A 20,970-nucleotide genomic window follows, 5' to 3' on the forward strand; every position below is an offset into this window, starting at 1 on the left:
TGTTCTCCATCGCTCTGCCGTTTTACCAGCAGCCATAGCGTTGCGGGAATGAAGATCTGTGTGTGAGACGCTACCTTCGTTGATTGTTACCAAAGCTAATTTTCCATTAAGGTGTTTCAGTATTGGATAAATCATCGTAAGAAAGGACTCTCGAAGTCATATGCTCAAAAGTTCCCTTCTCCAGAATTTCTTGGCCCATGCGATGCAGCAGCGATAGTGCGGCGCGAAAAGGTCCTGAACCGGTGCTGATGCGCTGAATCCCTAGTGCTTCAAGTTCATTTGCGGAAGGCATTCCCGGCCCGGCCAATACATTGATCGGACAGCTTATTTCATGACGCAATGTTTGGATGTCGGAGATATCCTGGATTCCGGGAACAAAAATACAATCTGCCCCGGCTTCCTGGTAGGCATGAGCCCGCCTGATCGTCTCTTCAAGCCTCCTAGCAGGCGGCATAGACTTGATCCAGTAAGAATCGATCCGGGCATTGATAAAGAGAGGATAAGCCATGGCGTTCCCCAGCTCCCGGATGACGGCTATTTTTTTTTGCTGGACCGGAATATCAAGCAGCGGCGCTTGTCGGTCCATTCTGCTGTCTTCAATGTTAATTCCCGTCGCGCCTGCCTTGATCACCTGCTTAACCGACTCTGCGACTTCATCGGGTGTTTGTCCATATCCGTCTTCCATGTCCACGGTAACCGGAATATCCACGGTTTGCACGATCCTGCGTACCGTATCCAGCATCCTGTCAAAGGGCATATTCCGATCCGCATACCCATGGGAAACCGCAATGCCTGCACTTGTCGTGCCAATGGCCTTGAAGCCGCACTTCTCGAAAGTTTTCGCGCTTGCAGCATCCCATGCATTAGGCAAAATAAAGAAATCGGAATGAAGCTTTTTAAAGGCGGCAAGCTGTTCAAGCTGTTTTGTCATGTCCATACCATAACCCTCCCCATCTACATTCTGGTGTACTTTTGTATATAGTATAAACCGAGTACTATTCGATACACATCGAAATATGGAATGCACATTACGCTTCACAAGGATACGGTAAAGTCTGACAAGAATAATAATCAAAAGCTATAAGAAATTGAGTGAATACGGTTGTTGGCCTTCGACCCAGGAAATATTAATAATCTAACAGACGGCCATTATCGTTCCATTGACCGTACATCTTGTTTTCTCTCGTGTTGGTTATGAATTTGTCTAATCTGCTCATAAATAATTCCGGCTGATTCTTATAGCTTTGTATCGTGTCGATCCGAACTCTTTTATAAAGATCCGGAAATGCCATGAAATTCTCATATACTTGCTTTTCCTCTTTAAGCCTTTGTTCGATGATCCCATCTATTCTGAAAGAACCGGGATCCATGTCAGGAAGAACCCTCCTGCCTTTGTCACTCATGAACCCCAACTTTTCGAGGCGGCGGACACGTTCTTTATTTAATTCGGTCCATGAGCTTTTTTTACTTCTAGGAGACAGTCTCTGGGCCAGCCCGGTTTCAGACACTTTCTTTTTGACTCCGTCAATCCATCCAAAGCATAAGGCTTCCTCAACGACGTCCAAATATAACAACATATCAGGGGTTGGCGTCATACTTACCAAGACCCAGCAAGACTTCTCGGCATGGTTCTGCAGCCAAATTCTTAAATCCTCTCTCGTTTTTGCTGGAATGACATTCTCAATTTTCATAGCTATAACCCCCCCTCCTCCTTTCTAATGAGAATATTAAAACATGGCCTTTCATTGGAAGGCCATGTTTTGAATGAGTTACTGTTTGTTGGAAATGACACGATCAAGAAACTTATCTGCGTCGCTATTAAATTTCCAGGCAATTCCGAACTGATCAACCAGCATTCCAAAGCACGAAGACCAAGGGGTATTGGATAACGGCATTACGACATGACCGCCAACAGACAATTGGCTAAAGTAGTCTTCCAATGTTTGTTTATCATCCATGACTACACTAATAAGTACGTTATTTCCTTTTACCAACTCGCCCGTTACCGCCTTCATGGAAGGCAAAATATCCGACATCATGATTTTTCCGCCTGCAAATTCTATTGAAGACTCCATGATCATATTTAATTCATTTTCTGGCAATGGATAATTTGGATCCTGCGGAAAATCCCTAAATTTCACTTTTTTTACCTCGTTCGCATTGAGAGCCTCCGAATAAAATTCAATCGCTTTTTCGGCGATTCCATCAAAATTCAAATATGCTATAGCTGACATAAAGTTGTACCTCCTTCTTTTGATAAATGAAGTATAATTTATTAGTGGTGACAGACGCATGTCACCATTTAAAAATTTGTACCAAAAGAGGGGCAGCTATGGAGAAGGTTGAAAGATTAATATCGATTATCATGATACTGCTAAAAAAAGATATCGTTTCAACAAAAGAATTCGCACAATTATTTAACGTTTCCAAAAGAACGATTCTTCGCGATATGGAAACACTGAGCTTATCCAACATCCCCATCTATTCTGTTCATGGAATTCATGGCGGATACGGGATTATGGATGAATACAAGGTGGATAAACGTCTTTTAAGCAGCTCCGACTTGGAGAATATTTTGACTGCGCTCGGCGGATTGGAACAAATTCTAATTAGCGAAGAAGTTGAAGTAACTATTAAAAAGATAGAAGCCATGGTTAGCCCATTGTCACTGAAAGGTTCAGTCCGACTGTCATTTTATGATTGGGAGGGTCGGTCCGAGATTCTTCAAACCTTGAAGACATGCCAGGAATCGATCTTAGGGAAAAAGTTAATTTCATTTGATTATATAGATAAAAATGGCATGATAACGAATCGAATCGTCGAGCCGTATCAGCTTCATTATAGCGAGACGAGTTGGTATCTGAAGGGATTCTGTTTACATCGTCAGAGCTATAGAGCATTTAAATTATCCAGGATCGATAATCTCAATATGAATGAAGATACCTTTAAACCGAGAGATTATGCATTAGAACAAGAAACAACCCGTTATCAACCGCAACTAGTCGCTATAAAGGCATTGATTTCGCCAAGCATAAAAGATCAATTCATTGAAAGGTACGGTCGAAAGAGTATTTCAATCTATAATTCTGAATATTTCTTGGCAACCATTTATGTACCTCAAAACCATATTGGATTTCAGTTTTTAGCAGGTTTCGGCACGAATCTGGAAATCGTAGAACCTGAATCATACGTGGAAGAGTTTCGAAATTATTTATATAAAATGGTGGAGAAATATTCTTATTTGGAAAATTAGGATTTGAGCTGGGCTTCTGTTAAAAAGCGCTGTCAAACGTGCGTTCCATTGATTCGGCGTCTTTAGAAACCGCGAAGAAAATAAATCGCCCCTTCGTCTTTAACACGTGATTATCGACCAGAAAATATTCATCGGGGCGATAGTCCTTGAATTTTATTTTCTGTGCTTCGATTCGTTGCTCCATATTCTCTTTGACGCTTTCTGCCTGACTCTCATCCTTTAGCTTGATAATGGCCAATTCATCAGCTTTTACATTCGATGTAGACGTATAAAGAATAAAATCATCCATGCTGTCTGTATCCATCTTATACAATTTCTGCAGCTTATTCAGATCCTGCTTTTTCATGTCTTTTAGGCTAACTGCCTGTTCGATACTTTTTCCGATTTCGGTGGCAGTCAATTGTTCTGAAGTCTTGTCATCCTTGCCTGCGCAACCGGACAATACGCCAATTACGACGATGAATGCAAGCATAACGGGGTAAAAACTCCTTTTCCCGCTCCATTGTTTCTTCATTTAATCACTCCGTTACATTTTTGATGGATGGGTCCTCGAAAAACGTATTCGCATTATAAAGCAATAGCATGTCCTGGATCCCCTGCTCGTTCACGAAAGACGCTAAATCCTCATCATAATACCGAAGGTCTACCACATGTATTTCGCTAAAATGCTTTATTAAGAAAGGAATCAGGCTGTTAGCGTACGAATCTTTGACCACCAGCAGCTTTCTACCGCTCGGATTAGCCGTTTTAATATGGATTCGTGCATGGTTACCGTTAAGAAACACCGCATATTTATCCTTCCTGAGCAGTTGCTCCATCGCATACAATGAATCCGTAGTTTTCTCTTCATCGACATACGTTACGGTGTAATTCTCCTGGTCCTTTGGCAAATAAAGCTCCAAACGATCGGACTGTACATGTCTGAACCCGCTTTTTGAATAAAGCGAACCGAAAAATATATCGGTTACTTGCTGGATGTTAAACTCTTCCTCTTCCTGTGGTGTCAGCCTCATTTGTCTGCAAAGTTCCAGGTAAGCGATATAAGCGCCTTTCGTCGTCCAATGATGATCGGTTTTATAATATATAGGTTGATCACGCGCAGCATATAAACTTGGAAAAACATCGATAAAACGTATATTGGGATTCAGCCATTGCTTTACTTTTTTCAAGTATGCTTCTTGATCGCCGATGATCGCATATTTCGGGAGCTTGTCTTTATATAGAGCGGCTGCCGTTGGTACCAGCATCACATATTTATTCATTTCCGGCGTGGCCTGGTCAAACGAATGAATGGCTTCGATCTTCTCCCTCAAATCCTCTTCCGCCGGGGGAATGACATCCTGAATCAGATACCCGTCTGTTCCCAGGTAAACTCCGTTGCTCTCCTTTTTTCCCAAGAGCCGGTCCGCATCGGTTTTTGTCCCGATCCAAAAGTCTCTGAAAACAAATTGGTCGGACACATATTTTTCGAAATCCGCAGTGAAATCTCCTGACAGCAATGCTTTCAGCGAGAAGTGCGGCAGCTGCTTCAGCATCCGGTTTTCTGACTCCGAAAATGAACGATCCACCGCCAAAAGATGAAGAACTGCGATTACGCTAATAAATAGGAGCAGCAATAAGGCAAGCAAGTTACTTTTGAAATTTTTGTAATATCCCATGGCTGTCCCCTTTTAAAATCGAAAATATAAAAACGGATTGTAGGTTTCATTGACCAAATAAGCCGTCGACAGGATCATGAATAAAAAATAGATAAGCGGAACGGTAATCACGCCGGCGATTCTCCATTTTTCCCTCATGCAGGATAACATCTTTCCTGGAAGCGGAGTAACACAAATTGCCAACACGACAAACAATACACCATTCGTAGACAAATCATAGAGCGCCCGCTGATCCGCAAAAGCATGCCCGCCGAAACCGAACATCACGCCGATGAAACGCCAAGCGGAAGCCAGTTGCTCCATTTCGAACAATACCCAACCGATCACAACGACCAGAAGCGTGTAGACATGGCCGACAAAAGCGGGTAAACGTCCAAGACTTTGCAAAAGAAATCGTTTCTCGATGATCACAAAGAATCCGAAATACAAACCCCACACGATAAAGTTCCAGCTGGCTCCATGCCATAATCCGGTTAAAAACCATACGACCAGTAAATTCCGGAGCTGCTTCATAAGGCCTGACCTATTACCGCCAAGCGGTATATAAACGTACTCCCGAAACCAGCTGCCGAGCGAAATATGCCATCTGCGCCAAAATTCGGTTACGCTTTTTGAGATGTAGGGGTATCGGAAATTTTCCATGAAATCAAATCCGAACATTTTCCCTAGTCCCCGTGCCATGTCAGAGTAACCACTGAAATCAAAATAGATTTGCAGAGTAAATGCGGTAATGCCAAGCCAGGCGGAGAGTACGCTCAATTCCTCGATCGGCGTCGCTTTAACACTCGCCCACAATAATCCGATATTATTGGCCAACAGCACTTTTTTGGCAAGTCCCCTGATGAACAGCTCCGCCCCTTCGCCAAAACGGTCCAGCGACACCTTACGGGAAACGAGCTGTTCCGCGATATCGCCGTATTTGACGATGGGACCCGCTACAAGCTGCGGGAACATGGTCACATATGCCCCAAAGGAGATGAAATTCTTCTGCACCGATACTTTATCCAAGTATACGTCAACGACATAAGACATCGTTTGAAAGGTATAGAAAGATATGCCAACAGGCAGCGGCAAATCGGTCGCTTGGATATTCATATGAAACAACAGATTGATGTTGTCCACAACAAAATCCGCATATTTGAAAAATCCGAGAATACCCAGACTGCCGACCATCGAGCCGATAAAAATCGATCTGGCCATCAGCTTCCGATGTCTATACTTATCGATCAGCAGCCCGTTGATATAATCGAAGACCGTGGAGAAAATCATGATGAAAATGTATATGGGCTCTCCCCATGCATAAAAAATCAGGCTGACAACAAGGAGGACAGCATTTCTAAAATTCATCGGAGAAACGTAATAGATCAGAATGGTGACCGGCAGAAAGAGGAACAGGAATATTAGGCTGCTAAAGACCAATACTCACACCTCCATGTTGATTGATCCATAACATGTTATTCCACTTGATCTTTTACCAGGTCCAGCATGCTTGCGTAAAACTCCGGTTTAAAATGAATCCCGTCCGAATCGTACAGATTATTTGAGCCGTTTGAAAATATCGGGGACAAATCAACATATCCAATATTCTCTTTCTCCGCCAACTCTTTTAAGCCTTGGTTATAATCATTGATATTTTTATATCTTGGTTCCAGCTCTTCCGCTTCTGCCGTTACCGGGGTTACCGATAAAAGAGTTATTTTCGCTTGCGGAAGCTTTTCCTTGATTATACCGATCAACTTCGCATAGTTTTTCAAGGAATAGGTTTTGGGGTTATCCGTTGGCCATAAAATGTCATCCGATCCCAAGTGGATAAAGACATGTTCCGGATCCCGCTTAGTCAACTCAGCCATATCTTGAAGTGCAAACTCCGCCGTTTTTCCGGCGCCTGCCAGAACATTCTCCTCTTTAAGCACATCATGAAATGATAAACCCTCCGTAATGGAATCCCCCACAAAAACGCTGTTCTGGAAAAGTGCTTGATACTCGGTTTCTACGGAGCCTTTTGATTCCGTTGCCTGTCCTTGGTTTTGAGTGGTCGGTTGCTGCGGACTCGAGCTTGAGGATTCGTTTCCGCATGCTGCCAAGGCAAGTGCAATACTCCCAAGGAGTAGGGTTGCAACTATTTTTTTCATGTTCATGTTCCTCTCTTTAATTTAAATTTAAAGCTTCTTTAATTCCGTCCAGAATGGAGCTTGCCATCCGGTATTGGAAATCTTCCGTCAGCATTTCATTCTCTTCTTGCGGATTCGTTAAATAACCCATTTCGATTAGAGCCGCCGGCATGTTCGAATCCTTCAAGACAAAGAAATCCTCTTTTTTTACTCCCCGGTCCCGAAATCCGCTGGTCTGAACCAAATGCTTTTGCATAATTTCCGCCAAGAACTGGGAATCTTCATGATAATAGTAGGTTTCTGTACCCGAAACACTAGCGTCTTCGTACGTATTTCCGTGAATGGATATGAATATATCCGCACCCAGTCGATTGGCGATTTCCGGCCGTTCCCGGTCAATCGAAGATATAAAGCGATCCTCTGATCGAGTGAGAACCACTTCAATCTGCGGCTCTTGTTTTGCCAGTTCTTCTACCTTTAGCGCTAGCTGCAGCGTAAAATCCTTCTCAAAACTACCACTGGCTCCCGTTGCGCCGTTATCCTTACCGCCATGTCCTGAATCAATCACGACCTTATAAGGCGTTTCTGACCGGTATTCTAGCGTTCTTATCTTATCCGAGCGGACATCCATGCCGGCTTTGCGGTCGCTTGGCGTCCCTTCCCTCGAAACAAGTTGACACAGCAGAACGATCACCAGCGCAGACATAAGAGTGATTATAATCGAGCTGCCTTTTCTCATACGTTCTCTCCTCCTCCTGATAAAAGTGTAGTAGCCCGAGATCAAGATAAGGTGCAGATGATATCAAACTTTCATAGAGTAATAGGCTTTGGCGATGGCAAACAAAAAAGAGCTGTTCCTGACAGGTCCATAAGAACCTTCAAGAACAACTCTTTAATTAAAAAAGCGCAGAACCGGGTTCTACGCTTTCTTATTCAAATGAAAATAGAATAGGACTCCATCAGGAGTGTTGGTTACACCATATGAGACACCATGCATCTCCAGAATCTTTTGGGAGATAGAAAGGCCCAGCCCGGTCCCTCCAGTCGACCGTTTTCGGGAAGGCTCGCCGCGATAAAACCGATCCCAGATCTTCTCAAGCTGTTCGCTTTGAATGTGGGCTCCTTTATTTTCGATGCATACTTTAACGGTGTCCCCATCTTCCAAGATACTGACGAGAATGGACTCCTGCTCCGGCGTATAGCGAATCGCGTTGCTGAGGAAATTGACAACGACCTGCTCCATTCGCCGCTCATTTGCCAGCACTTCGACTGGCTTCAGTGACATATCAAGATGTAACTGCTTTGTTTCGATGTCCGCAGCCAATTTTGTACATACCCGCTCGATAACGGTGTCGATATAAAAGGAATCCATGTCCATGGTATACGTTCCAGATTCGTATTTGGCCAATTCCAGCATATCCACGATCAGCAGATCCATTCTCCTAACTTCGTCCTCCATCGCCTTAAAGTAATAATCCCTTTTATGGCTTGCCACCCCGTCCTTCATAATGGCCAGACAGCTTTGAATAACACTTAACGGAGTTTTCAGCTCGTGGGACACGCCGGATATAAATTCTTTTCTCGTATTCTCCAGCTGCTTTTCTTTCTCGATGTCCTGCTCAAGCCGAAGAATATGAGAGTGCAGACGCTCGGAGAGCTCATTAATGTTGCGTGATAAGTCCCCGATTTCATCCTTCGTTGTAATGGGGATTTTCTCCGAAAAATCAAGGTCTGCCATTTGCCGTGTGGTACGGTTGATGCGCAGCAGCGGCCGAGTGATCTGACGAGAATAATAGAACGATGCCAGCACCACGAGAAGCAGAGTGGCAATAATGATGTACACATAGTATTCTTTGATCATCCCTGCGGCTTCATTAACCGGCTGGAGTGACGCCATCGCGAACAGATATGCGGGATTTCCGTCGCGATCTTGGATGCGATTCACGAAAATTTTGTAATTCACGTCATTTTCTTTATAATCTACGATCTGATTGGGGTTCCTGCTATCCTTCCAGTCGCCGTACAATAAATCCGCTTGGAAAGCCTTGATGCGGTCCAGCAACAAGTGATTGGTATAACGCGAGACCCCTGCGCCTTCCGGTAACTGGACCTTCATAATGGTTCCCTCGACCAGAAATGTGGGATATTTCTCAAAGTATTGGTTCGGACTCGCAAATCGAGTGACGACCTCGTACTCTTTTCTTATCATCTGCGAATTTTCCAGCCTGCTTTCGTCTCTTAGGTTAGAATTACCCCTTCCCATCCGCTGGATCACCGGCTGGCCATTCATAATCAAACCTTCCATGGCGATCTCTTCCCCTTCTTTAATCCAAGGCGTGAGGAACGGATTATCACTGCTGAAGTCCTCTACGTCGATCACACTATACAGAGGAATGGTCATCGTTTTATTGGAAAACATGGTTTCATCCGAATGTCTTAGCTTGACTTCCATGAAGAAATCATCGGTGTACTTTAAATTACCTTGGGTGTCCACAGTCGTAACCCAGATGTTATGCTTTTGATAAAAATCTTGCTCCAGCTTTGCCGTCTCCTGCGTGTCCGTTGTTTGATTCAGGTAGTCTTGTTCGTAAGCCTGAAGCGCCGCGCTCACGTCCTTCACTTTCTGATGAACATAATACTGTTTGAAAAATACGGTCTGCAAGGTAAAGATAATAGCTAGAATAAATAAGCATAATCCCGTCGTAAATAGAAACAGCTTAAGAACAATGCCTTGTTTCATAACTTGTCCTCGAACTTGTAACCTGATCGAACGATCGTAGCAATATGCTTGGCGTGCTCTCCCAGCTTGGAACGCAGATTGCGGATATGACTGTTGACCGTACGCTCATCACCGACAAAATCATACCCCCAGATTTTTGTAATCAGCTGTTCTCTGGTTATAATAATTCCTTTGTTTTTCATCAGATAAGCCAAAATTTCAAATTCCGTATGCGTCAAACTGCAGTTTTCCCCATCCACCGCCACCGTTCGGGATGGAAAGTGGATGGAAATCCCGTTGCTGGACAATGTATCGTCTTCTTGTTCCCGAGTCTGTCTGCTCTCCAAAAGCCGCTTCGCCCGTGCCAGCAAGATTGGAGGGCTGTACGGTTTGGTTACGTAGTCGTCGGCTCCCAGTTCAAAACCCATCAAGGTATCATCCTCATCCGAACGGGCCGTCAGCATGATAATCGGAACGTTAGATACTTTTCGGATGCGTTTGCATACGGACCATCCGTCCAATTCAGGGAGCATGATATCCAGAATGATCAGATCCAGCTCATGTTCCTGGAAAAGTGCTAAAGCTTTTCTGCCATCATCCGCTTCGAGCACTTCATAACCTTCTTCAAGCAAATAATCTTTTATGATTTCTCGTAAAATATGCTCATCTTCTACAATCATTATTGTTTTAGACATGTGACAACCTCTCAAGTTTATATGAGCATGAACATTAGCCATTCAAACTCACCAGTGTGTACTTCAGTTGGATCGTAACACTTTTTAAAATACTAAACAAACGTAGTCATCTGAGACACAACTCTAATCTATATTGGGACTAATCATAGAATAGAGAAATCAAGATCGGGTGCAGACAAGATCAATATGGAGTGATTATGTAACAAGCTTCGTCTTAAGCTCTTGTCGTTCAATTAGGAAAAAAGCTGATACTACAAACTGAAAAAAGCCGCAATTTATGCGGCTTTCAAAATCCATATGTCATTGTCATCTGAGTCATCTGACAATTTCGGCATCCTGCCATGAAGTTCCTTCATACATTTAATTACCGCTCAAACTACCTGACGTAATGAGACGGAATAAGAGTTTCGTTCACTTCTCCATTCCCGTACCGGCGCCCGTCAGGCCCAGTCGGCTGTTGAATAGCTGCTCAATTCGGGTGCAGGTATCCGCCGGGGTTTCCATGCCGGCCCACAGCAGATTCAGCTCATCCAGGAGCGTCGATATTTCAGATTGGCTCAGGTTGAGGGTATGAAGCGGATAAGCGTGAGGCAGCACCTCCAGAAAACGGTTATAGTGCTGCGGATGAATGTCCGGATTCAGCAGACGGTCATCTTCGGCCACCGACCGCAAAGCCGGAATGGTGCAGCCGTGCTTCTTCAACAGCGTCTGCGCCTCCTCACCTGTCATAAAATCCACGAGTTTCTCAGCGATATTCCGATGACTGCTCGCAGCGTTGATCGACAGCCCCCCTCCAAGCAGCATCGTTGCGGGCTTGGTGCCGTTCGGCAGGGTCATTACATCCCAGTCGATGGAATGATCGCGGAATTCATTCATGAAGTAATAGGTGGACATGATCATGGCAACCCGTTCCTTCATAAAGAGGCTCTCGGCTAAATGGCTGCTGCCATGGGAGAAAATCGGCGACACATGCTCCTTGTACATAAGCGATACGCAAAACTCCAAAGCTTCGATATTCCGCTGATCCGCCATCGTGCTCCGGCTGCGGTCTGCAGCCATAATGCTGCCGTCATTTTGAAGCAGGAAGACCGGCCAGCGGTTCGGAGACGAGGAGAAGCAGAAGCCGTAATGATCGGTCATTCCGTCTTCGTCCGGGGCCGATGTGCAGGCTTTGGCCGCCGCCAGCAGCTCCTTCCAGTCGCCAAGACTGATAGGGTAAGGCAGGCCGTGCTGACGGAAGATCGAACGGTTGTAGCAGATGACCACCGGAGAGAACACAAACGGCGCCGCAAGCATGCTGCCCTCATCGTTGAACAGGTCGAACACCCTCGGATAGCTGACCCCTTCCTCCATGAGACGAGGAGGAACATATCCTGTCAGCAGATTCGTTCGCCCGCTTTCGGTCCATTCCCGGAAATGCTGATCCGACATAATAAACAGATCGGGGCCCTGACCGTCATCAATGGACCGAATGATGGTCTCGGTGTAGAAGTCCTCGGCGTACAGCACCATTTCCACCTGAACGAACGGATGCTTCCGTTCGAACGCTTCGATCATTTTCTCGATAATCGGAATTTCATAGGAGGAGGAGAACCAGGCGAGTTTCAGCACGACAGGCGTTCTGTCCTCATCCGGCTCCTTCACACGGTTGCCCTTGCCCGCAATCTTCTCGATCAGTCCTTCGTTCACCAGCTCATCCAGCGCCTTCCGGATCGATACCCGGCTCATTTCATACTTCTGGCTAAGCGTATTTTCCGGCAAAATAAATTCACCCGGCTGAAGAACGCCGGAGACGATTTCATTTCTCAATTCCTGGACAAAGCGTTCATAACGCTCATGAAATTCATTTCTTCTACGCAACAATATATACCGCTCCTATACATGTCTATAACAATCAGTATATCATGAGGAACATCAGGATTCCATGCACTCCGCTTAAAGAACGCGTATATATTTTACTCTGCAAGCTTCTTCTCAAGAAAAGCATAGGTACGCTGCCGGATATCCCTCGGGAAGTCATGCCCTTCATGACCGATCCAGCACTCGAAAGCAGATGAAGCGCCCAGAAAATCATACAAGCCATCCAGTTCCCCAAGACCCGATGCAATCTCACGCCAGTTCGGAAAAATCGGATCTCGCGTCCCGCACCACATAAACATGGGCACCGGGGCCGCAAGCGCCGCGATTTCATGCCACTCGAACGGAAGGGAGCCGTTACTCAGGCTGTCCGTTATGGAAGGGATATGGGAAAACCACTCCCGCTGCCCCCAGCGGTTCGGCTCCGGATCACCGCGGAACATCGTAAACCCGCAGCTCGAGACGACAGCCTTGATGCGTTTATCCATTCCGGCCAGAAACCAGCCGTTGTAGCCGCCCAGCGAATGGCCGATGACGCCGATCCGGTGGGAGTTTACCTGCGGCAGCGAGGACAGCACATCGACCGCCGTGATGTGATCGGAGAGCATTTTACCAACCGCAGTCCACGCGGGGTGCTCTTGATAGAACGGAGCGGTTTGAAAAGGCTCTTCCCCTGGGTAGACCCGGTCGCCGAACGTGATGGAGTCCGGTGCCAGCACGGCAAATCCGCGCTGAACCAGCTCCAGACCATACCGCCGATTCTCCCGACCGGAAGGCAGACATACATCGTCTTTTCCGTTCTCGGTTGTCGGATGAAGAGCCAGAACAGCGGGATAACCTCCCTCAGCTGGCTTTCCATGTGGAAGCAGAAGATAAGCGTGGATCGGATCCCCTTCCGGGGAAGGGTAAACGATCTTAAGTCTTGTGTGATCTTCCTCGTCATGCTCTGATATCACCCGGAAGCCACCACTGTTTGCGGCCGCACTCGGCTTGTAATCAACCGGCCCCGGGGGCTCCCCCAGCAGCTGCAGCCAGCGCTCTCGCAGTCTGGACTCCCTCTCCATCCAAGCATCAAGGGTATGTATTCCCTCTAACAGCGGCATCATGTCCCCATTAAACCGATTCATAAAAGTAATTCCCCTCCTCTTCCAACCGATACCGCCACAGCTCAGCAAAGGAACCGAAATACACGTCTCCGTTCAGGCAGGCGATCCCGCTGGTCGCTTCGGCCGGAAGCCGGTCCAGCAGCTCTGGCTGCATGTTTACAGGATTCACGGTGAACAAAGCCCTGCTCAGCAGACCCAAGAGGAATGGACGGCCCTCCCGCTCGGTCATGAGCAGCCCCTGCCGGACAATACGGCCCCATGAAGAAAGATCGCTTCGGTGAACCACTTGTTGCAGATCAGCATCATAAACGAAAAATATCGATTCCGAGGTCAGTCCATACAGGACGCCGTTCACGCCGGGAGCCAGCTGGGCAATCTCTTTGGCTCCTTGGATCGGCACCCAGCGCCGAATCACTTTCCGGTCAGGCCAACTCAACTCATACATCGCCGCTTCCCCCGCCTTGCTGATCCCACCGCCAGGAGTTTCAATGCTGGTGCCCCCGAATACCCTGCCGTCCGGCAGTGCCGCCAGTGAAATCGTGCTCTGCCCGCTGACAATTTCCTGGTGCTCTAGCATCTCCACCTGACCGGCCTGCACATCCACGATGCCGAGCCCGCCGCCTGCGGCACCATAACCGGGAAATCCGCCATACAGAACATGACGGCCGTCCGGATGCGCGGCCGCACATCTCGGCCTGTGGACAGCGGCATTTTCATAGATCAGCCTAGGATTCCGGCAGGGTCCTTCTTCCGTATTCCAATCTTTTGCCGTATCCAGCAGATGGACCATGCCGCCTGCATATGCCGCACCCACGATGATGTTCCCTTGAGCCGCATAAGCGGCGATATTGCCGCCGCCTCCCCGCTCCACGATATCGCCTCCCCAATCGGTCAGACGCCCGGCTGTGGTATCATAAGTGAACAAATGCAGCGGGTGATTGGAGGTGCCGTACAGAATGCCGTCCGGGCCTCCGTACAGCGGGGAGAGCGATGTTCCGCCTCCCTTGTAGGAAAGCGGAATCCGGCTCAAGCTCCCGTCCGCTTCCATGATGACGACCTGTCTGTCGGACAGCTGCCATTTCAGCAGTGTTCGGCCACCGTCAAGGTCCAGATGCAGCTTGTTGTAACCTGCTCCCTTATACAGGGATGGACCGACTTCCTCCGCCGACACTGGCTCCGCCCCGTGCTCGCCCAGCCGGTACCATCGTCCGTCTCCATTCTCTCCTGAAGGCAGCCAGCCGTAGACAGAGCTGTTGCAGCCCTGGAGAACGGCAGCGCTCCCGGGCATATCCGGGGGGCCCTCGAGCAATATCTCCAGCTCGCCGGTTTCCTCATGGAAGCAGACGATGGCCGACGATGTCGTGCCTAGTCCGGCATAGATCTTCCCGTCGCTTCCGCATGCAAGCGTCATGGCATACTTCCTCTCGGAATCCAGCCTGCATAAGGTACATGATGAATCTGACGAAGCGTCGAGCTCAACCAGATAGCTTCCCGGGTACGTTGTGGCGTAAACCCGTCCATCCCCTTTAACGGCAAACGCAAATCCCGCTTCCTCTTCCCCTTCAGGAATCCGGTGCTGTCCAACAAATGCTGGAGTGAACGGATCTACAATATAAAAATAGCGGCCTGCTCCCGTATAGAACCACCCCCGGGGATCACTGGCCGACGCGAACGGATACTGGCCCTCGCCCCCCGGAAAATAAAGCTGGCTGCAGCTTCCCGTCTCGGGATCCACAATCAGCACGTATCCCCGGGCAGCGATTACGATGCGTTCGGCTCCGTCGTCTCTACGACAGACCGCCGCTGACCGGCTCTCATCCACGTCCGCGGGAACGCCGATCCGCTCAAAAGCCCCCATCCTCTCCGGGATCTTACCGCCGCCCGCTTTATCCGTATTACTCATCGCTTTTGGCATAACAAGCACCCACCTTGGCAACCGCGTGAATAATATCCTCAATATCCTCCAGCGAGTAGAATTCGTTCAGTGGAATCTGAACCGCCGTGACCAGAATCTCCTCCGCTACCGGACACAGGCCAGGTTTATAGGAAACGCTGCTGCCGTCAAACGGAAAATGGCTTCCCGGATAAGCCTGTCGCTTCTGGAACAGCGGCTGCAAATAGCACACCTGTGGGATATAGCCGGCACGGTTCGGGATGCCTTCCGCCTCCAGCGCTCTGCAAAACTCTTCGCGGCTGCAGGTCAATTGATCCAGGTCAAGCCGCAGCATGTAGAACCAGTATGTACAGTTATGCTCCGGGTCAACCTGCGGCGGAATGACACCCTGGATTCCCTGCAATCCTTCATTGAGCCGGTCGCCGTATTGCTTACGCCGCTCGCATATCCAGGGCAGCTTCTTCAGCTGGGCGATTCCGACGGCTCCCTGCAGCTCGGTCATCCGGTAATTCGGTGCAATATAACTCGTTCCTCGGTCAACCGTGGTGCCTAGACGGCGATAGTTTTTGTCCGCAAAGGCGTGAGCGGTTTCGTAATCCTCGCGCGCTCCCGAATTGATCAGCACCATACCGCCGTCCCCGGTGGAAATATGCTTGAAATCATTCGTGCTGAAACAGCCGTAATCTCCGATGGTCCCGGTCAGCCTGCCCTTGTACCGGGTCAAATAGGCCTGTGCGCAATCCTCGATAACCTTGATGCCATGCTTCTTCGCGATCTTCATAATCGGATCCATATCGCACGGATATCCCGCGAGATGGACGACGATAATGGCCTTGGTTCTCGGTGTGATGCGCGCCTCAACCGAAGCCGGATCCAAATTGTAAGTGTGCGGCTCCAGATCGGCAAACACCGGGATGGCATTCTGATACAGAATGCCGATCAGCGTTCCCTGGTCCGTAATCGGGCTTGTTATGACCTCATCCCCTACGGAGACGCCAGCCGCACCAAGCGCGACATGAAGGGCTGCGGTGCCGGAGGATGTCGCCACACTGTATTCCCGGCCGTACATCGCATTGAAATCGGCCAAAAACTGTTTAACCTTGGAGCCGAAATGATAAAACAGCGTGTTTTGCTCCAGCGCCTCAAGCAGCTGCGCGGCCTCCTCATCCCCGAATCTTTTACCTGTGCCAAAAGGACCGGTCTTGACTGGCGCTCCGCCATGAATCGCTAACGTTTCCACGATCTGATTCCTCCTCATCGTCGTTATTCAGCTGCTGTTTTCACGCTGCTCGATGCTTCTGCACACGGGCGCCCAAAGCGAATTTCCGTCCGTGAAGCTGACGGGTCCGCCTCCGCATTCAAAGGCTGACGCAATACCGCTCCCTGCGGAAGATTCTCGGCGATCAGGATTCCGTCAGCGCCGACCCGCAGTACCGCAGATCTTCTGGCCTGCTCCCATCGAGTGATCTCCTCGCTCGTCCAGAACGCATAACCAAGACGCTTCGCGGTTTCGACGGCAAGCGAAAGCGCATGCCGGACCTGCTCCAGGTTATGGATATGCTGCTGGTGAAACAGAAAGTGAGCGACGCCGCGGACCTCCGCCACCTTTTCGAGAAACGGGGCAATCACCGACACATCCGAAAGTGTGGGATGCTCCAGATCCTGGGTCAGAAAGCCGATCTGCAGCACCCGGTAAAGCCGATTTCGCTCATGAGAACGAGCGATAGGATAATAGGGGTGGCAGGTACCGAACGGAAAGCCGACATTTCCTTTTTTGCTCGGCCCCCGGGTCTGATCCGCTTCAATGCCGTTCAACTCGCACCATTCATAGAGCTCTCCCCAGCCCTCAAACCGGGTATAGTGGTTCTTGTTCGATACGATTGGCGATCCGCTGGTGCTCCGGATCACGCTCAGTTGACGTGTGAATTCTTCGGCGCTCCATATGCCATTCTCCTGCTCCAAAGCATTGAAGTGAAAAGCCAGCTCATGCCCGGCTGCCTGAATTTCCTTGTACAACGAAGGAGAGTAACCCGGCTCGATCATGCACCAGGTCGATCGGACGCCGTTATTCTGAAGCACGCTCAACGTCGTTCGGGCCGCCTCCTCAACGTTGAAGTCGCTGTCGTGCGAAATCATGGCCACCTGATGGACGCCTTCCGGCCAATAATCCAGAAACGGAAGCGACAATCCAAGCGCATCCGCTTCCTCCATTAGCTGGCGGACAATCACCTCGCGCCACCAGTCTGCATACGGCGTATCAAAATAAGGCATCCCGGTCTCTGTCACCGAGCGGTCCTCATTCCAGTCCAGCTCACACCGGTCATCCGCCTTCAGAATGCCTTCGTCCACCGCTCCTGTTCCGTCCGGAGCAGGTATGCCGTCCTGCACGACCGGCCCTCCGCCCTGCTGCAGCATGACGATGTTCGCAGGAATGTCCACGTTCCAGCGGATCAGCCGTCCGCCGCCGAGCGGGAACTTGATGACGGCCGCGGACGCCTCGGCACCATCTTTCCGTAGCCGGCGCAGAACGCCGTCTGCTTCAACCGGCATGACAGATGTCTGCGATACCATCCACGGATCACTGATTACCGCCCTCAGAACCGGAATGCCTTGCGCATATTTTAACCCCGACAGATCGCCATACACCGCATCCCGGATGGCGAACCGGGTACAGCCCAGCCGGCCGGCCATACGATTCAATCCACCGTAGCTGATGAGCGTCGCACCCTGTCGGGCCCACTGCTCCATTCGGTTCAGATCCTCTTCCTTCTCTCCAGCGTGCAGCACGACGATGATATCGGGATGATAGGACTCCAGGGTATCGGCATCATCAAACCTTGTATAAGGAATGCCGGCATGCCCAAGCACCTCCTCCAGATAAAGCTGAAACTGGTCCTGGCCGTGTCTCCAGAGGTACTCCGCCGACCGCTTGTTAAACCATAAACCGATTTTGGCTGTCTTTCTCATGATACATCTCTCCCCCTTCCCCTGCTCGCATTCGCATAGGTGCCTGTCATCCAATGCAGAACAGGGGCAAAATGATTTGCCCCGCCGTTCTACAGATCATTTATAAAGCGTCACTTTAACCAATCTCACTTAAAAAGTGCTTTAGGATCCTTCTCTTTTATATTCGCGTTGTATTCCTGGACGATCTGGGCTCCGCCTTTGTCCATGTACTCCTGAACCAGTTTATCCCAATCGGACACCGGACGGGTGCCTGCAATCATTTTCACCTGCTCATCCATGACATACTTTTTCAGTTCTGCGCCTTTCTCGTTGTCCGTCGGCGACTCCAATCCATTGATCGGGTTGATATAAAGCTTCATATCCTTGTACATCGTTTCAATGGCGGCTACAAGATCCACCAGCTGTTTGGTCTGATACGTAATGGAATATACATTGTCCGAGTCCTGCGGTACCCAAGATGAATTATCAACATAATACGTTGAAGGACCCAGGCCGTCTCTGCCGAAGTTCTCGTTGAAGACAGGCACGCCGTCTTGCATAACGTAACCTGAACCGACTTTGCCTGACCACCAGTCAAAATCGGCGTTCTTCTCATTCTTCTGATCCTGCGGATAGAATTTGCGGCCGAAATCGATCATTTCCAGCACTTTCTTCAGCTTTTCCGGCTCATCTTCAAGTTTGGCGCTCAGCACGGTAAGGCCGTTATACCCTGCTCCAGCCGTCAGTCCCTTGTTTCCGTATGGGTCCTCGAACGGCTCCAGGTGTATAAACTCGGCTTCGGGATGTATCGCCAGCAGCCCGTTCATATAGTCCTGCGACATGCCGCGCGGCGTTCCGATGAAGATGCCTGCCTTGCCGGAATAAAATTCCTTGTTCGTGTCTCCCCAGTTCAGGATCGCGTAGTCCTTCGTCATGGCTCCCTGCTTGTAAAGCTCGGACAGCATCGTAATAAACTCCCGGCGGCCTTCACCGATTATGCCCGGGATGTAGTTGCCCTGCGCATCCTGATGGTACCAGGCATCCGGGTCCCAATAGGGTCCCTGGTTAAAGTTTGGATTAATATCCTGGCCGATGGCAATCCCGTACGTGTCCTTTTTGCTGTTGCCGTCCGGATCTCCGTTCGTAAACGCCAGCGCCACCTCCTTTAGCTCCTCATAATTGGTCGGTGGTTTCAGGCCAAGCTTATCAAGCCAATCCTTGCGGATCACCGGTACCACCTGATACTTCGGGGCATATTGTGGAATCGCATAAATTTTGCCGTTTACTCGCATGGAGTCCCATATGTAATCGGGCACGGCCTTCAAGGTCGGATAATCGTTGATGTACGGCTCGAGGTCCAAAAACGCACCCTGCTTCGCAAACTTGTTGTAGCGGTTTTTCAAGTCGGTCGACATTAAACCGATCATATCCGGAATCTGACCTGATGCGAATACAGCGTTGATCTTTTCATCAAAAGCGGTGTTCGGTACAAAAACAGGCTTGTAGTCCACATTGAATTTCTCGTTGATCATGTCAATGCCGGGACTTGAAGTCGGCGGCGGATCGCCATACCGGAAATCGATTGCGGTAATCGAAAACTTTGGATCCGCCTGCGCCGGGCTCTTATCTCCCGAAGCCGGGGCTTTCGGCTGCTCCTCCGCTTTCGGCTGGCCGCCGCATGCAGCCAGGCTGATAGAGAGCAAGGCCGCCATTACTGCGGTAAGTCTGCGTTTCTTTAACATGAGCTTTCCCCCATTCATATCAATGTCGGAGTGTGACCTCCATCTATGATTCATTCGACAGCCGCCATGGTCCGGCCGTGCGAAGTCATCAACCTTTAACGGCGCCCAGCATGACGCCCTTGGCGAAGTGCTTCTGCAGGAACGGATACACGATCAGGATCGGCAGCGTCGCCATCAGAATGGCGGCCATCTGAATCGTCTCGGGCGGAGGCGGATTTTCGAGGAACATATTATCCCCCCCGAGCGTGCCTGTCGTTTCCCCCACCACCACAATCTGTCTCAGCACCACCTGAATCGTCCATTTGGACGGATCATTGATGTACAGAATCGGCGCAAAATAGTTGTTCCAGTGCGTAACTGCATAAAACAGGCTGAATGCCGCCAGTGCAGGTTTCGAGAGCGGCAGGATGATACGTCCGAAAATCTGCAGATCATTCGCGCCATCCACAATGCCTGCCTCGATCATGTCGCTTGGGATGTTCATGAAAAATTGGCGGATGACAATCAGGTTGAAGGGCGCAATGGCCACCGGCAGAATAAGCGACCAGATGGAATTAAGCAGTCCTGTTTCCTGCACGACCAGATAGGTCGGAATCATGCCGGCCGAGAACAGGAGCGCAAATACGACCATAAACATAACGGTACGCTGACCAACGATCGGACGGGACAAGGCGTATGCCATCGTCGCCGTAAAAAACAGATTGACGATGGTGCCAAGCACGGTAACCACCGAGGTGTTCAGCAGCGCCTGCCGGAACGTCCTGGAGGCCCAAATATATTCATAGGCGTCGGTCGTCCATTTAGACGGCCATAGCAGCAACTTGCTGCCCAAAAAATCCTCGAACGAGGAAAATGAAACCGAGAACAAATATACAAACGGAAACAGCATGACCGCGGATATGACAAGCAGCAGACTGATATTCACACCGTTAAACAAATGGTCCGCGATGGATTTTTGCTTCATGTGTCGATCTCCTCTCTGAAAGAAT

General features: G+C 49.2%; 18 protein-coding genes. 1 reads left to right on the forward strand and 17 read right to left on the reverse strand.

Annotation, left to right across the window (positions count from 1 at the left end):
• Positions 1–106: 106 nt before the first annotated feature.
• From MKX98_RS17925 to MKX98_RS17935, 3 genes are all read right to left on the reverse strand, one after another.
• Complete coding sequence (locus tag MKX98_RS17925; RefSeq protein WP_339217548.1) at positions 107–937, reverse strand: isocitrate lyase/phosphoenolpyruvate mutase family protein; 831 nt, start codon at positions 935–937, stop codon at positions 107–109.
• Positions 938–1,127: 190 nt separating this feature from the next.
• The gene (locus MKX98_RS17930) at positions 1,128–1,691 is read right to left on the reverse strand and encodes a YdeI/OmpD-associated family protein (protein ID WP_339217549.1); all 564 of its coding nucleotides are present in this window, start codon (positions 1,689–1,691) and stop codon (positions 1,128–1,130) included.
• A gap of 78 nt (positions 1,692–1,769) precedes the next feature.
• The gene (locus tag MKX98_RS17935; RefSeq protein WP_194542971.1) at positions 1,770–2,234 is read right to left on the reverse strand and encodes a VOC family protein; all 465 of its coding nucleotides are present in this window, start codon (positions 2,232–2,234) and stop codon (positions 1,770–1,772) included.
• Between the two features lie 98 nt (positions 2,235–2,332).
• Here MKX98_RS17935 and MKX98_RS17940 point away from each other — a divergent pair, with 98 nt between their 5' ends.
• Positions 2,333–3,253 carry a YafY family protein gene (locus MKX98_RS17940; protein WP_339217551.1) on the forward strand — a complete coding sequence of 307 codons (921 nt, stop codon included), beginning with the start codon at positions 2,333–2,335 and terminating at the stop codon, positions 3,251–3,253.
• A 19-nt stretch (positions 3,254–3,272) separates the two neighbouring features.
• Here MKX98_RS17940 and MKX98_RS17945 read toward each other — a convergent pair whose 3' ends face one another.
• The 14 genes from MKX98_RS17945 to MKX98_RS18010 form a co-directional block, all read right to left on the reverse strand.
• Positions 3,273–3,767 (reverse strand): DUF4358 domain-containing protein, encoded by a 495-nt coding sequence (locus MKX98_RS17945; protein ID WP_339217553.1) that lies wholly within the window; start codon positions 3,765–3,767, stop codon positions 3,273–3,275.
• Between the two features lie 4 nt (positions 3,768–3,771).
• Positions 3,772–4,911: a DHHW family protein gene (locus MKX98_RS17950; protein ID WP_339217554.1), complete on the reverse strand. Its 1,140-nt coding sequence runs from the start codon at positions 4,909–4,911 to the stop codon at positions 3,772–3,774.
• A 12-nt stretch (positions 4,912–4,923) separates the two neighbouring features.
• The gene (locus MKX98_RS17955) at positions 4,924–6,330 is read right to left on the reverse strand and encodes an MBOAT family protein (protein WP_339217556.1); all 1,407 of its coding nucleotides are present in this window, start codon (positions 6,328–6,330) and stop codon (positions 4,924–4,926) included.
• 35 nt (positions 6,331–6,365) lie between these two features.
• Entirely contained in the window at positions 6,366–7,049 is a 684-nt protein-coding gene (locus MKX98_RS17960) for a GDSL-type esterase/lipase family protein (RefSeq protein ID WP_339217558.1), read from the reverse strand.
• A 10-nt stretch (positions 7,050–7,059) separates the two neighbouring features.
• The gene (locus MKX98_RS17965; protein WP_339217560.1) at positions 7,060–7,761 is read right to left on the reverse strand and encodes an N-acetylmuramoyl-L-alanine amidase; all 702 of its coding nucleotides are present in this window, start codon (positions 7,759–7,761) and stop codon (positions 7,060–7,062) included.
• A gap of 180 nt (positions 7,762–7,941) precedes the next feature.
• Positions 7,942–9,762: a HAMP domain-containing sensor histidine kinase gene (locus MKX98_RS17970; RefSeq protein WP_339217561.1), complete on the reverse strand. Its 1,821-nt coding sequence runs from the start codon at positions 9,760–9,762 to the stop codon at positions 7,942–7,944.
• The gene (locus tag MKX98_RS17975; RefSeq protein WP_113058367.1) at positions 9,759–10,436 is read right to left on the reverse strand and encodes a response regulator transcription factor; all 678 of its coding nucleotides are present in this window, start codon (positions 10,434–10,436) and stop codon (positions 9,759–9,761) included. Before MKX98_RS17975 ends, MKX98_RS17970 begins: the two co-directional genes overlap by 4 nt.
• 411 nt (positions 10,437–10,847) lie before the next feature.
• On the reverse strand, positions 10,848–12,299 hold the full coding sequence (locus MKX98_RS17980; protein WP_194542980.1) for an extracellular solute-binding protein: 1,452 nt from the start codon (positions 12,297–12,299) through the stop codon (positions 10,848–10,850).
• 92 nt (positions 12,300–12,391) lie between these two features.
• Entirely contained in the window at positions 12,392–13,420 is a 1,029-nt protein-coding gene (locus MKX98_RS17985; protein WP_339217565.1) for an alpha/beta fold hydrolase, read from the reverse strand.
• A complete protein-coding gene (locus MKX98_RS17990) occupies positions 13,407–15,314 on the reverse strand; it encodes a hypothetical protein (protein WP_339217566.1) in 1,908 nt (635 codons plus the stop codon). The genes MKX98_RS17985 and MKX98_RS17990 overlap by 14 nt, the downstream gene beginning before the upstream one ends.
• Entirely contained in the window at positions 15,295–16,533 is a 1,239-nt protein-coding gene (locus tag MKX98_RS17995; protein ID WP_194542982.1) for a DegT/DnrJ/EryC1/StrS family aminotransferase, read from the reverse strand. The genes MKX98_RS17990 and MKX98_RS17995 overlap by 20 nt, the downstream gene beginning before the upstream one ends.
• A gap of 23 nt (positions 16,534–16,556) precedes the next feature.
• Positions 16,557–18,260 (reverse strand): hypothetical protein, encoded by a 1,704-nt coding sequence (locus tag MKX98_RS18000; protein ID WP_339217567.1) that lies wholly within the window; start codon positions 18,258–18,260, stop codon positions 16,557–16,559.
• Positions 18,261–18,385: 125 nt separating this feature from the next.
• Entirely contained in the window at positions 18,386–19,981 is a 1,596-nt protein-coding gene (locus MKX98_RS18005) for an extracellular solute-binding protein (RefSeq protein WP_260067807.1), read from the reverse strand.
• A gap of 88 nt (positions 19,982–20,069) precedes the next feature.
• Positions 20,070–20,945, reverse strand: a complete 876-nt coding sequence (locus tag MKX98_RS18010; protein ID WP_339217569.1) for a carbohydrate ABC transporter permease — start codon at positions 20,943–20,945, stop codon at positions 20,070–20,072.
• Between the last annotated feature and the right edge of the window lie 25 nt (positions 20,946–20,970).

Source organism: Paenibacillus sp. FSL W7-1332 (genome assembly GCF_037969785.1).
Taxonomy (GTDB): Bacteria; Bacillota; Bacilli; order Paenibacillales; family Paenibacillaceae; genus Paenibacillus_AQ.

Bases quoted from the DNA above. Each gene is read 5' to 3' on its own strand.
- MKX98_RS17925 (WP_339217548.1), bottom strand. From the start codon at position 937: ATGGACATGACAAAACAGCTTGAACAGCTTGCCGCCTTTAAAAAGCTT.
- MKX98_RS17930 (WP_339217549.1), bottom strand. From the start codon at position 1,691: ATGAAAATTGAGAATGTCATTCCAGCAAAAACGAGAGAGGATTTAAGA.
- MKX98_RS17935 (WP_194542971.1), bottom strand. From the start codon at position 2,234: ATGTCAGCTATAGCATATTTGAATTTTGATGGAATCGCCGAAAAAGCG.
- MKX98_RS17940 (WP_339217551.1), top strand. From the start codon at position 2,333: ATGGAGAAGGTTGAAAGATTAATATCGATTATCATGATACTGCTAAAA.
- MKX98_RS17945 (WP_339217553.1), bottom strand. From the start codon at position 3,767: ATGAAGAAACAATGGAGCGGGAAAAGGAGTTTTTACCCCGTTATGCTT.
- MKX98_RS17950 (WP_339217554.1), bottom strand. From the start codon at position 4,911: ATGGGATATTACAAAAATTTCAAAAGTAACTTGCTTGCCTTATTGCTG.
- MKX98_RS17960 (WP_339217558.1), bottom strand. From the start codon at position 7,049: ATGAACATGAAAAAAATAGTTGCAACCCTACTCCTTGGGAGTATTGCA.
- MKX98_RS17965 (WP_339217560.1), bottom strand. From the start codon at position 7,761: ATGAGAAAAGGCAGCTCGATTATAATCACTCTTATGTCTGCGCTGGTG.
- MKX98_RS17970 (WP_339217561.1), bottom strand. From the start codon at position 9,762: ATGAAACAAGGCATTGTTCTTAAGCTGTTTCTATTTACGACGGGATTA.
- MKX98_RS17975 (WP_113058367.1), bottom strand. From the start codon at position 10,436: ATGTCTAAAACAATAATGATTGTAGAAGATGAGCATATTTTACGAGAA.
- MKX98_RS17985 (WP_339217565.1), bottom strand. From the start codon at position 13,420: ATGAATCGGTTTAATGGGGACATGATGCCGCTGTTAGAGGGAATACAT.
- MKX98_RS17990 (WP_339217566.1), bottom strand. From the start codon at position 15,314: ATGCCAAAAGCGATGAGTAATACGGATAAAGCGGGCGGCGGTAAGATC.
- MKX98_RS18000 (WP_339217567.1), bottom strand. From the start codon at position 18,260: ATGAGAAAGACAGCCAAAATCGGTTTATGGTTTAACAAGCGGTCGGCG.
- MKX98_RS18005 (WP_260067807.1), bottom strand. From the start codon at position 19,981: ATGTTAAAGAAACGCAGACTTACCGCAGTAATGGCGGCCTTGCTCTCT.
- MKX98_RS18010 (WP_339217569.1), bottom strand. From the start codon at position 20,945: ATGAAGCAAAAATCCATCGCGGACCATTTGTTTAACGGTGTGAATATC.